The sequence below is a fragment of the Dactylosporangium sp. NPDC049525 genome (genome assembly GCF_040676755.1).
In the GTDB taxonomy this organism is placed as follows: Bacteria; Actinomycetota; Actinomycetes; order Mycobacteriales; family Micromonosporaceae; genus Dactylosporangium.
In genome coordinates, this window is record NZ_JBFAPO010000057.1 from 68,049 (window position 1) to 79,365 (window position 11,317).

At 71.8% G+C, this 11,317-nt stretch carries 15 protein-coding genes and 1 pseudogene; 9 read left to right on the forward strand and 7 right to left on the reverse strand.

Features of this window, described 5'->3' with window-relative positions; translation table 11 throughout:
- The first annotated feature begins 71 nt into the window (after positions 1-71).
- Positions 72-515: a maleylpyruvate isomerase N-terminal domain-containing protein gene (locus tag AB0K00_RS46365; protein WP_363535705.1), complete on the forward strand. Its 444-nt coding sequence runs from the start codon at positions 72-74 to the stop codon at positions 513-515.
- 65 nt (positions 516-580) lie between these two features.
- On the opposite strand, the gene AB0K00_RS46370 is transcribed toward AB0K00_RS46365, so the two are convergent.
- The 4 genes from AB0K00_RS46370 to AB0K00_RS46385 form a co-directional block, all read right to left on the reverse strand.
- Complete coding sequence (locus tag AB0K00_RS46370) at positions 581-1,045, reverse strand: SRPBCC family protein (protein WP_363535708.1); 465 nt, start codon at positions 1,043-1,045, stop codon at positions 581-583.
- Between the two features lie 68 nt (positions 1,046-1,113).
- A complete protein-coding gene (locus tag AB0K00_RS46375; RefSeq protein WP_363535711.1) occupies positions 1,114-1,875 on the reverse strand; it encodes an SDR family NAD(P)-dependent oxidoreductase in 762 nt (253 codons plus the stop codon).
- 10 nt (positions 1,876-1,885) lie between these two features.
- Positions 1,886-2,716 carry a helix-turn-helix transcriptional regulator gene (locus AB0K00_RS46380; protein WP_363535714.1) on the reverse strand — a complete coding sequence of 277 codons (831 nt, stop codon included), beginning with the start codon at positions 2,714-2,716 and terminating at the stop codon, positions 1,886-1,888.
- A 184-nt stretch (positions 2,717-2,900) separates the two neighbouring features.
- Positions 2,901-3,149 carry a DUF397 domain-containing protein gene (locus AB0K00_RS46385; RefSeq protein WP_363535717.1) on the reverse strand — a complete coding sequence of 83 codons (249 nt, stop codon included), beginning with the start codon at positions 3,147-3,149 and terminating at the stop codon, positions 2,901-2,903.
- A 203-nt stretch (positions 3,150-3,352) separates the two neighbouring features.
- Between AB0K00_RS46385 and AB0K00_RS46390 the strand changes: the two genes are divergently transcribed.
- Entirely contained in the window at positions 3,353-4,009 is a 657-nt protein-coding gene (locus AB0K00_RS46390) for a GGDEF domain-containing protein (protein WP_363535720.1), read from the forward strand.
- A gap of 14 nt (positions 4,010-4,023) precedes the next feature.
- Positions 4,024-4,227 (forward strand): hypothetical protein, encoded by a 204-nt coding sequence (locus tag AB0K00_RS46395; protein WP_327005048.1) that lies wholly within the window; start codon positions 4,024-4,026, stop codon positions 4,225-4,227.
- 288 nt (positions 4,228-4,515) lie between these two features.
- Here AB0K00_RS46395 and AB0K00_RS46400 read toward each other — a convergent pair whose 3' ends face one another.
- Positions 4,516-5,271 carry an endonuclease/exonuclease/phosphatase family protein gene (locus AB0K00_RS46400; protein ID WP_363535723.1) on the reverse strand — a complete coding sequence of 252 codons (756 nt, stop codon included), beginning with the start codon at positions 5,269-5,271 and terminating at the stop codon, positions 4,516-4,518.
- Positions 5,272-5,288: 17 nt separating this feature from the next.
- Here AB0K00_RS46400 and AB0K00_RS46405 point away from each other — a divergent pair, with 17 nt between their 5' ends.
- From AB0K00_RS46405 to AB0K00_RS46415, 3 genes are all read left to right on the forward strand, one after another.
- Complete coding sequence (locus tag AB0K00_RS46405; protein WP_363535725.1) at positions 5,289-6,527, forward strand: ArgE/DapE family deacylase; 1,239 nt, start codon at positions 5,289-5,291, stop codon at positions 6,525-6,527.
- Positions 6,528-6,695: 168 nt separating this feature from the next.
- The gene (locus AB0K00_RS46410) at positions 6,696-8,159 is read left to right on the forward strand and encodes a cellulose binding domain-containing protein (protein ID WP_363535728.1); all 1,464 of its coding nucleotides are present in this window, start codon (positions 6,696-6,698) and stop codon (positions 8,157-8,159) included.
- A 47-nt stretch (positions 8,160-8,206) separates the two neighbouring features.
- Positions 8,207-8,551: a PadR family transcriptional regulator gene (locus AB0K00_RS46415; RefSeq protein WP_363535731.1), complete on the forward strand. Its 345-nt coding sequence runs from the start codon at positions 8,207-8,209 to the stop codon at positions 8,549-8,551.
- 110 nt (positions 8,552-8,661) lie between these two features.
- Here AB0K00_RS46415 and AB0K00_RS46420 read toward each other — a convergent pair whose 3' ends face one another.
- A complete protein-coding gene (locus AB0K00_RS46420; protein WP_363535734.1) occupies positions 8,662-9,102 on the reverse strand; it encodes a MarR family transcriptional regulator in 441 nt (146 codons plus the stop codon).
- Positions 9,103-9,185: 83 nt separating this feature from the next.
- Here AB0K00_RS46420 and AB0K00_RS46425 point away from each other — a divergent pair, with 83 nt between their 5' ends.
- The gene (locus tag AB0K00_RS46425; protein ID WP_363535737.1) at positions 9,186-9,557 is read left to right on the forward strand and encodes a cupin domain-containing protein; all 372 of its coding nucleotides are present in this window, start codon (positions 9,186-9,188) and stop codon (positions 9,555-9,557) included.
- On the opposite strand, the gene AB0K00_RS46430 is transcribed toward AB0K00_RS46425, so the two are convergent.
- Complete coding sequence (locus tag AB0K00_RS46430) at positions 9,509-10,318, reverse strand: AraC family transcriptional regulator (RefSeq protein WP_363535739.1); 810 nt, start codon at positions 10,316-10,318, stop codon at positions 9,509-9,511. The two genes, AB0K00_RS46425 and AB0K00_RS46430, sit on opposite strands and share 49 nt — an antisense overlap.
- Before the next feature lie 48 nt (positions 10,319-10,366).
- Between AB0K00_RS46430 and AB0K00_RS46435 the strand changes: the two genes are divergently transcribed.
- Together AB0K00_RS46435 and AB0K00_RS46440 are read left to right on the forward strand one after the other, a co-directional pair.
- Positions 10,367-10,777 carry a DUF2000 domain-containing protein gene (locus tag AB0K00_RS46435; RefSeq protein WP_363535742.1) on the forward strand — a complete coding sequence of 137 codons (411 nt, stop codon included), beginning with the start codon at positions 10,367-10,369 and terminating at the stop codon, positions 10,775-10,777.
- A gap of 11 nt (positions 10,778-10,788) precedes the next feature.
- Positions 10,789-11,317, forward strand: a pseudogene (locus AB0K00_RS46440) (hypothetical protein); the annotation flags it as partial.

Below are 11,317 nucleotides of genomic sequence, written 5' to 3' on the forward strand. Positions count from 1 at the left end.
GCCCTGGCTGGCGGGAATCGGCCGTCGCGCTCGCCGTGCGGACCAGCACATACAGGCTTACCGTTGACGAGGTGGAACGTGTACCCCTGGACGAGAACGCCGCCGCGCGGCAACGCCTGATCACCCTCATCGATTCCCTCGGCGACGACGACCTCGGCCGGCCGGTCACCCCCAGCTGGAGCGTGGCGACCGTGCTGGCCCAGCTCGCGTTCTGGGACCGCTGGGCGCAGACCCTGGTGAAACGCTGGCGCTCCGGCCAGCTCCCCCCGCCGACCGTGCCGCCGTGGTACGACGACGCCATCAACCACACGCTCCTGCCGACGTGGCAGGCCCTCCCCGGCCGGGAGGCGGCGCAGCTCGCGCGCGCCGCCGCCGAGGCCGCCGACCACGAGATCGAGAAGGCCGAGACCCCGGTCCTCGCCGGCATCCTCGCCTCACGCCAGTCCAACCTCCTGGACCGCGCCACCCCCCGCAACGACGCCCTCGACCGGATCGCCCACGCGCTGAGCGCCTGACCCACGGCGAAGGGCGCCGCCGGCAACGGCGACGCCCTTCGAAGGTTGCTGACTGTCAGGCCGGATTACATGCCGTGGCGCGGGACGTCGCCGCGCCACTGGCCGGTCTCGCCGCCGCGCTTCTCGATGTACTCCTTGAAGCGCTTCGTGCTGGCCTTCACCTGCATCTCGTCGACGCCGACGGCGGCGCCGGCCTTCTCCACGACGCCCTCGGGCTGCCAGTCGAGCTGGACGGTGACCCGGGTGTCCTCCTCGCCGAGGCGGTTGAAGGTGACGACGCCCGCGTGCTTGGTGTCGCCGCCGACGCTCTTCCAGGCGATCCGCTGGTCCGGGTGCTGCTCGGTGATCTCGGCGTCGAACTCACGCCGGATCCCGCCGACCTTCGTCACCCAGTGCGTGCGCCGGTCGTCGACCTGGCTGATCGACTCGACGCCGCTCATGAACTGCGGGAACGACTCGAACTGCGTCCACTGGTTGTATGCGGTGCGCACGGGCACATGCACGTCGATGGTTTCGGTAACGCCACTCATTCGTTCCTCCGAACTCAGATCGTGCGTTCCCTTGTCCCGTGCCCGGCAACGGCACCCGCAAACAGGTTTCAGGCCTGCTGTTGGGTGGGTCGCACCAGCAGCTCGTTGACCGCGACGTGGCGGGGGCGGGTGACGATGTAGGCGATCGTGTCGGCGATGTCGTCGGCCTGGAGCCGTTCGACGTCGGCGAAGCGCTGCTTGATGCCCTCGAGGATCTCGGGGCGGTTGTGGCCGGCGAGCTCGGTCTCCACGGCGCCGGGCTCGACCAGCGAGACCCGCACGTAGCGGCCGGTGACCTCCTGCCGGAGGGCCTCGCTGAAGGCGCCGACGGCGTGCTTGGTGGCGTTGTAGACGCCGCTGCCGTTGCGGGCGACCCGCCCCGCGACGGAGCTGACGTTCACCATGTCGGCCACCCGCCGGGGCCCGTCGGCGGCCGCCGCGAGCAGGTGCGGCAGCGCGGCGTGGGCGCAGTACAGCAGGCCCAGCACGTTGACGGAGACCATGGTCTGCCACTCCTTGACGGGCGCGTCGACCACCGGCCCGAGCAGCATCACGCCGGCATTGTTGACGAGTGTGTCGAGGCGCCCGAGTTCGTCGACGGTCCGCTGTACCGCGGCCACGGCGTCCTCCTGGTCGGTGACGTCGGATTCGACGACCAGCGCGACCCCGCCCTCGCCCCGGATGCGGTCGGCGAGGGCCTTCAGCCGGTCGGCGCGGCGGGCCGCGAGCGCGACGGAGGCGCCACGGGAGGCAAGGGTGAGGGCGGCTGCCTCGCCGATGCCGCTGGACGCGCCGGTGACAAGTGCGACAGTGCCTGTCAGAGTTCCCATATAAGGGAAATTACCCCTCCAGGTCGCGCCGGATCTCCTCAAGCACCTTGGAAGTGTCGGTCGGCGGGCGGGCCTCGACGCAGAGCCGCTCCATGGCCTCGGCATACAGGTCGACGTCGTCGCGCTTGTCGAGATACAGGGCGCTGGTGAGCTGCTCGATGTAGACGACGTCGGGCAGGTCCTGGTCGGGGAAGCGCAGGATGGTGAACGCGCCGCCGGCCGCGGCGTGGCCGCCCGCGTTGAACGGGATGACCTGGAGCCGCACGTTGGGCAGGGTGTTGGCCTCCAGCAGGGCGTCCACCTGCTCGCGCATGATGTCGATGCCGCCGATCGGCCGGCGCAGCGCGGCCTCGTCGACGACGACCCACAGCTTCGGCGCGTCGGGGCGGGTCAGCACCTGCTGGCGCGCCATCCGCAGCTCGACCCGGCGGTCGATCTCGTCGGTCTTGGCCCGGCCGTGGCCGAGCAGGACGACGGCGCGCGCGTATTCCTTGGTCTGCAGCAGGCCCGGGACGAACTGCACCTCATACGTGCGGATGAGGGCCGCGGCGGCCTCGAGACCGAGATAGGACTGGAACCAGTTGGGCAGCACGTCGCCGAAGCGGTGCCACCAACCGGGGTTGTTAGCGTCGCGGGCCAGGGCGAGCAGCCGCGTGCGCTCCTCGTCGTCGTCCAGGCCGTAGAGGGTGAGCAGGTCGGCGACGTCGCGCTCCTTGAAGCCGACGCGGCCGAGCTCCATGCGGCTGATCTTCGACTCGGACGAGCGGATCTCCCAACCCGCGTCCTCACGGGTCACGCCCTGCGCCTCGCGCAAGCGGCGCAGGTGGGCGCCCAGCAGCATCCGGAGGACCGTGGGTCCTCCAGCCGAACCGCCCTCAGGGGTTCCGGTCGTCACCTACTGCCTCCGAGTTCCTGGACGCTTCCTCCGTGATTCCTGCGCGAGCCGGAGTAAGCATGCCATGACCCGACAGTAAGCGGGAGTGGGCTCGCGTCGATCCGGCGGTATCTCAAGCGAGCCCACGCCCTCAGCGGTTGCGGTCCAGCAGGTTGTCGAAGTCGCCGTCCCTGGCCCCGGCGACGAAGGCCGCGATCTCGTCGTAGGTGTAGATGAGCGCGGGCCCCTCGGGGTCGCGCGAGTTGCGCATCGCGAATCCGGTCCCGTCGGGCAGTGGGGCCAGCTCGACACAGTTGCCGCTGGGGTTGCTGCGGCGGCTCTTCTGCCAGGGCACACCCGGCAGCTCGCCGGCCGGCATCCCGTTGTACGTCTGCTCCATGGACATCTCTCTGCAACATGTAGTTGAAAGTTTGCCGAGAATCGGCGTCTGCACGTGCATCGGCTCTTGCGTATGCAGCCGATAACGCGCATGCTAGCGCATGTGCGAATGTGCGGGGACGCTCACAATTTGTGACTGAAACCGGACGTTCGCTCCCAAATGATCGGGTGGCTTCCCCAGCTACGATCTTGGAGGACGTGCGCATGGACCCTCTTGCCTTCCTGGCCGGTGCGGCCGCGGCGGCTGGAGCGTGCGCGGCGTGGGTCATGCAGCGCCGGGTGGCACAGCTGCAACGGCAGCTCACCGTGGAGCGGCACGCCGCCAGTCATGACGCGCTGACGGGCCTGCCCAACCGGCGCGCCTTCTACCAGCGCGGTGCGGAGCTCGTCGCCGACCTCCGCGTGCACCCCCTGGTCGCGGTCGTCCTCGACGTCGACGGCTTCAAGCAGATCAACGACGCCTATGGCCACTCCGCGGGCGACGAGGTCCTCGTGACCATCGCGCGCCGGTTCTCCGCGTGCGCGGGCCGGGGCATCGTGGCCAGGCTCGGCGGCGACGAGTTCGCCGGTCTCATCGCCGGGCGCGACGGGGAGCCCGACGAGCAGGCCGCCCGCCTCGCCGACCTGCTGGCCGCGCCGATGCGGCTCTGCGGACAGGTGGTGTCGGTCAGCACGTCGGTCGGGCTCGTCCCGGTCGAGCCGGACGCGCACCTCGCCGATGCGGTGCACCGGGCCGACGCTGCCATGTACCGCGCCAAGCACCACACCCAGCGCCGCCGCCCCCACCTGGCGACGCACCAGCACGTCCTGCACACATCGCTCCGCCTCGCCAAGCCAACCCACCCCACATCGGCGACCTGACAAGGACCCCCGCGATGGACCTCAAAGAGCTCGTCCGCCAGCGCCGCCGCCACCAGCCCCGTCCCAAGGGCTGGCTGGCCGCCAAACTCCACCGTGGTGAGCAGTGCCGTGACTGCCACCAGCCGTGGCCCTGCGACCAGTACGTGGCGGCCCGAAACTCGGTGCTCGTCTACGCGCTGCGACGCCTCGAGCTCGCCCGGCCCGGGAGTCTGGGGTGACAATCGCGCACATTCCGGGCCGGCCGACCTGGCTGTGCACGGGATGTCGCGAGCCCTGGCCCTGCGCGGCGAAGCGGGACCAGCTCGTCGCCGAGCACGGCGACAGCCCCGCCGAGCTGCGCACCATGATGGCACTGCGGGTCGCCGATGCCGCCGAGGACCTGCGCCAGCTCGGCGCCGACCAGCTCTGGGCCCGGTTCCTGGGCTGGCTGCCGGCGCCCGGGCAGGGTCCCGTGATCCGCTGGGTCGCGAACCCGCCGCTCGGCGGGCACCGCAGACCGGCGCCGGTCAGGGAGCAGATCGACCCGCGGGGTCCGGCGCTGCGAGTGTCGCCAGCACCGGAAAGTGGTCCGACGCGGACGCAGCCCCGCCGCCGGTCAGCACGCGGCACGCCGTGAAGTCCCCGGCCACCGCCGGCGACGCGAGGATGTAGTCCAGCCGCGACCGGACGAACTCCGCACCGCCGAGCGCGGTCGGCACCGTCCAGCCCGGCCCCGTGCCGACCGTGCGGAACACGTCGACGAGACCGCGGCGGGCCAGCATCGCCATCGCCCGCGTGTCCGGGCCGCCCCGGCCGAACCAGCGCCGGTGCCGCCGCTGCACGGTGTCATACCCGGTCCACGGGTCCAGGGAGTTGAAGTCCCCCATCAGCACCACCCGCTCCCGCCGCGCGGCGAACGCGGCCAGCCGGCGAGCCTCGTACAGGCGGACGAAACCCCAATACGGGAACAGATGCGTGCTGATCACCGTCAGCGGGCCACCGTCGCAGTCCAGCTCCACCCACGCCGCGCCGTGATGGAACGGCCCGGGCACCGTGCCCTGCCGCAGGATCCGCAGGTGCGGCGCGACCAGCAGGCCGACCGGCTGCCCGGTCCTCGGCGGCGCCACGTGCAGGCGCATCCCGGTCCGCTCGGCGAGCGGCGGATCGCCGCGCAGCTCCTGCACCGCCACGACGTCCGGGGCGGCGGCCGCGACGACCGCGCACACCGCGTCCAGCCTGCCCCCGTTGGCGCCGGTCAGGATGTTGTACGTCAGCAGCGTCAACGACATACATTGCCCGGATGGACGTCCACAACGCTCTCCTCAGCTCCCGCGACGAGACCATCGGCACGCTCGTCGACCTGATCCGCGTACCCAGTGTGGGTGGCACCCAAGCGGAAGGCGAGATCGTGCGGCACGTCGCCGGTCTGCTCGCGGCGGAGGGCGTCGAGACCGACCTGTGGCAGATCCCGGTCGCCGACCTCGCCGCCCGCCCCGACTTCCCCGGCATGGAGGTCGACCGCTCCGAGGCGTGGGGCCTGGTGGCCCGACTGCCCGGCACCGGCGGCCGGACGCTCATGTTCAACGGGCACCTGGACGTGGTGCCGCCCGGCGACCTGTCGACCTGGTCCGACGACCCCTACTCGGGGCGGATCGAGGACGGCCACGTCTACGGCCGCGGCGCCTGCGACATGAAAGGTGGCTTCGTCGCCGCCCTGTCCGCGCTGCTCGCCCTGCACCGCAGCGGGACCCGACTGCCCGGCGACGTCCTGCTCGCGGCGGTCGTCGGCGAGGAGGACGGCGGCCTCGGCACCTACGCGACCCTCGACCGCGGCTGGCGCGCCGACGCCTGCGTCATCACCGAGCCGACCGCCCTGGACGTCCTGGCCGCCAACGGCGGCGCGCTCACCTTCCGGCTGCGGGTGCCGGGGCTGGCCGCGCACGCCTGCGCGCGCACCAGCGGCGTCAGCGCGGTGGAGAAGTTCCAGCTCATCTTCCCCGTGCTCCGGGCCCTGGAGGCGTCCCGGAACCGGACCGTCGACCCGATGATGGGGCGTTGGGACATCGCGTACCCCCTGGAGATCGGCACCGTGCGAGCCGGCGACTGGGCGTCGACGGTCCCCGACCTGCTGGTCGCCGAAGGACGGTTCGGGGTCGCCCTCGACGAGCCCGTGGAGGAGGCCCGCGCGGCGTTCGAGCGGACGGTCGCGGAGGCGTGCGCCGCCGACCCGTGGCTGAAGGAACACCCGGTGACGGTCGAGTGGTGGGGCGGCCAGTTCGCCTCGGGCCGCTGCCCCGACGGCACCGACCTGGTCCGGCGGGTGCTCGACGCGCACACCGGGACGCACGGCGGGGCGGCGCCGGCCGTCGTCGGCGCGCCGTACGGCTCCGACCTGCGGCTGCTGACGGGCATCGGCGGCATCCCGGCGGTGCAGTACGGCCCGGGTGTCGGCTACGGGCACTGCCCCGACGAGAAGGTGTCGATCGCGCAGGTCCACGCGTGCGCGGCCACGCTGGTGAACCTGGCGCTGACCTTCTAGACCTTTGCCGCCAGGGCGATGACCGCGAGGTAGCCAATGTCAATACCTGATGTGATCGGAATCTTACTTTTCGTGTTGTTAGCGCTCCCGGGCTCCCGAGGCATTGACCAAGAGTTGTAAAGACTGTTAACTAATCAGCCAACGGACGCCGCGACGTTAGGGTGGTCGATGCGGATCTCGCGCACGTTGCTGCTGGCCGGGACGGCCGGCGTGGCGGTCCTGCTGCTCGCACCCCTCACCGCGTCCGCCGCGGCGGCGTCACTGGTCGCCGGGTTCGCGCAGACGTCGGTCTGGAGCAGCGGGTACGGTGCCGAGTTCACCGTCACCAACCGCGGCGACGCGGCGGCCGGCGGCTGGGTCGTCGAGTTCGACCTGCCGGCCGGGTCGACGGTGAGCAGTTCCTGGGACTCGACCCACACCAGCACCGGGCAGCACCACCGCTTCGCCAACGCCTCCTGGAACGGCACCGTCGCCACCGGGGCGTCGGTCCGCTTCGGGCTCAACGTCAGCGGGACGGGCCTGCCGGCCAACTGCACCGTCAACGGCGCGCCGTGCGCGGGCGGCCCGGCCCCGTCGCCCACCTCGGCCCGGCCCTCGACGCCCGGCCCGTCGTCACCCGCGCCGTCGGCGCCTTCGTCACCCGTACCGTCGACGCCGCCGACGAGCGGGTCCACTGTGGACGTCTCGACGGCCGCGCAACTGCAGGCCGCGGTGGCGGGTGCCCGACCCGGCCAGACGATCCGGCTGGCGCCGGGGGTCTACGACGGCTCGTTCATCGGCACCACCCCGGGCACCGCGGCCGCGCCGATCACGGTCACCGGCCCACGCACGGCGATCCTGACCAACCCGGCGAGCGCCGGCAGCGGCCCGTCGTGCCCGGTGCCGACGCCCGGCTGGGACCCCGGCTACGGGTTCTGGCTGGCCGGCGCGCCCTACTGGCGGCTGACCGGCTTCACCGTCGCCGACGCCAAGAAGGGCGTCATCCTCGACAACTCGCCGCACGTGACGATCGACGGCCTGTACGTGCACCACATCGGCGACGAGGGTGTCCACTTCAGACGGTCCTCTTCGGACGGTGTGATCCGCAACTCGACGATCGAATACACCGGCACCGTCCAGCCCGCCTACGGCGAGGGCGTCTACCTCGGCTCGGCCAACTCGAACTGGGCCTGCCACGGCAACAGCGGCGGCGTCGACCGCTCCGACCGGGTGCAGGTGCTGGACAACCACATCGGCCCGTACGTGGCGGCGGAGCACATCGACGTCAAGGAGGGCACCGTCGACGGTGTCATCCGCGGCAACACCTTCGACGGGCGCGGCATCGCCGGGCAGAACTCCGCGGACTCCTGGGTCGACGTGAAGGGCACCGGCTACCTGATCCAGGGCAACACCGGCACGTTCGCCGCGCCGGGGACGTTCGCCAACGGGTACGAGACGCACAACCCCGTGACCGGCTCGGGCTGCGGCAACGTGTGGCGGGACAACGTCTCCGACCTCGGCGGGGTGGGCCGCTACGCGATCAACGTGACGTCGACGTCGAAGTGCGCCGGCAATCTCAACGTCGTCTACACCTCCAACCGCGTCACGAACGCGACCGGAGGATTGACGAACATCACCCCCACGACCGGGTGACCGATCGGTCGATGGTATATACCGATGAGTTGAATATAGTGATGGACATGACTGGCGTACCGTTACGTGAACCGACGTTCCTCGTGCTGACCGCCCTCGCGGCCGAGCCGCAGCACGGCTACAGCGTCCTGGAGGACGTGCGGCGCATCTCCGACGACCGCGTCCGCCTGCAGGCCGGCACGCTGTACGGCATCCTCGACCGGCTCAGGGTCGACGGGCTGATCGAGGTCGACCGGGAGGAGGTCGTCGCGTCCCGGCTGCGCCGTTACTACCGGCTCACCGTCCCGGGCCGCGACCTGCTCAGCGCGGAGACCGACCGCCTGCACCGCAACGCCGCCGCGGCCGACCGCCGGCTGCGGCAGCTGCGCCTCGCCACCGACACCGCGGCCTGACCCAGGCCGCCGCGGCGTGACGGGGGCGCCGCGGTTTCTCAGGTGGTGCCGATGCGCAGTAGCGCCGCGGTTTCTCAGGTGGTGCCGATGTACAGCAGCGCCGCGGTTTCTCAGGTGGTGCTGATGCGCAGCAGTGACTCGCGGAGGCGGGCCAGTTCGTCGGCGCCCAGCAGCGCCGCGAAGTCGCCGTCGACCGCGGCCATCGCCGCCGGCGCGCCGGCGAGAAAGCTCGTGCCGCGCTCGGTCAGCGCCACGACCACGGCCCGCTGGTCGTGCGGGTCCTGCCGGCTGGACACGTAGCCGAGCCCCTCCAGTTCCTTCACCAGGCGACCCGCCATCTGCCGGGTCATGCCCGCCTTCACCGCCAGGTCGGTGATCCGCATGCCCGCGGGATCCAGGTTCGTGATGACCGGCAGGTGGCCGAGGCGGATCTCGCTGTGCCCGCTGGCCTGGAGCTTCGCCAGCGACGCCGCCTGGGCCCGCCGGTGCGCGTGCAGCAGCAACCGGCCGAGCGGCATCCCGCGGAGCTCTTCAGGCGTGAGATCGGACATACGAAACCCCGTTTACAAAGTGCGAAACCTGGTTTAGCTTTTGAGGCACCTTCATTTTCACCGACCCCATCACGGAGGACAGCATGAGTATCGTCCGTGCGGCCGACGCGCCGCGATTCGAGCTCGACGGCTCCAAGTTCACGGTGTTCGCGGGACCCAGCCACGGCTCCAGCCAGGTGTGCGCGTGGCGGCTCACCGTCGCCGCGGGCCACGAGTCGATGCCGCACAGCATCGACCGCGACGAGGTGTTCATGGTGCTGTCGGGGCAGCTGCGGGTCACGCCCGGCGGCGAGGTCCTCGGCGCCGGCGACTCCGTCGTCGTGCCGGCCGGCGAGCCGATCGCGGCGCACAACCCGGGCGCCGAGCCCGCCGAGGTGTACGTCACCGTGCCCGCCGGGTTCACCGCCTACCACGCCGACGGCACCCTGTTCGGCACCCCGCCCTGGGCGGTGTAACGCGCGGGGGTGACCCCGACGTGCCGGACGAAGTGCCGGTGCAGGTGTGACTGGTCGTGGAACCCGACCTCCGCGGCCACCTCGGCCGGGCGCCGGCCGTCCAGCAGCAGCCGGCGGGCCTGCTCGACGCGGCGGCCCACCAGGTACCGGTGCGGCGGCAGCCCGAACGTCGCGGTGAACGACCGGACCAAGTGCCCGGGATGGCACTGCAGCAGCGCGCCCGCCTCCTGCAGCGTGATGCCGTCCCGGGTCCGTGCGTCCAGGAGGTCCCGCAGCTCGCCGGCGAGCCCCGTCGACACCGCCGGCGTCGGGGCGGGCGTCCCGAAGTGACCCCGCAGCCGGTCCCGGATCAGCGCGAGGCGGCTCTCCGCCTCCAGCTCGTCGCCGGGCGCGTCCAATGCCTGGTGCAGCCGGTGGATGCGCTGCCGCAGCAGCGGGTCGTCGACGCCGGGACGGTCGACGGCGGCGCCGGCCAGGCCCGCGGGCAGGACGGTGGTGTCGAGGTAGAGCACCCGCTTGCGGAAGCCGTCGCCGGTCGCCGCCCGGCCGTCGTGCGCGACGTTCGGGGGCAGCAGGGTCACCGACGTGCCCGCCGCGCCACGATGATGCCGGTCCAGGTCGAAGCGGATCGCGCCCTCGTCGACGATGAGCAGCGTCCACGCGTCGTGGACGTGCGGCGGATAGGCGTGATCCACGAAGTGCGCGTGGAACACCTCGGCGATGCCGGGCACCCTGGGCCGCCATGCGGTGACGAGCTCCATGTGCACAACGTACAAGACCGCCCAGGTCAGGACCGGCACGCTGGGTCCATGACGTTCCCCACGAAGATCGCCGTGCTGCTGCGGGACGACCTGGCCACCTGGCAGCGCCTCAACGTGACCGCGTTCGTCGTCAGCGGCATCGCCGGCACCGCACCGCAGCTGCTCGGCGAGGACTATGTCGACGCCGACGGCACCCGGTACCTGCCGATGTTCGGCCAGCCCGTCATGATCTTCGAGGGTTCCTCCGTGACCCTCGCCGCGGCGCACCACAGAGCCGTGGAACGGTCGGTCGCGTGTGCAACGTTCACGGAGGAGCTGTTCAAGACCGGCAACGACGAGGACAACCGGGCCGCCGTCCGCGCCGTGCACCAGGCAGATCTCCGGCTCGTGGGGATGGCGGTGCACGGGCCCCGCAATGCCGTCGACAGAATCCTCAAAGGGGCCCGCCTGCATCATTAGGCTCCGTCGCCATGGAACTGCCTTGCGCGAAACGGCTCCCGATCTCATTCGAAGGGACGAGCGCCGGCAGCGGGCCGCTGTCCTGGGGCCAGATCGAGAGCTGGAACGCGGTGCGCACCCTCGGCCACTGGATGCCGATCGGCGGTGCGCTGCCGCTGAAACCCGGCACCACCGTCGACGACGTGGCCGGCGAGCTGCGCCACCACCTGAGCCGGCACCCGTCGCTGCGCACGCTGCTGCGGATCCCGGCCGGCGGCGGCACCCCCACGCAGGTCGTCCACGGCTGCGGTCACACGGCGCTGGAGGTGTACGAGGCGGGCGGCGCCGACCCGTCCGACGTTGCCTCGGCGGTGGCCGGCCGGTACCGCGACACCGACCTCGACTTCACGGCGGAATACCCGATCCGGATGGCGGCCGTCCTGCACCATGGCGTGCCCAGCCACGTCGTCGCGCTCATCTCGCACTTCGCCGCCGACGGCGCCGGCGCGCAGGCGATGCTCCGCGACGTCGCCGCGCGGCCCGCGGCGCCGGTCGCCGGGC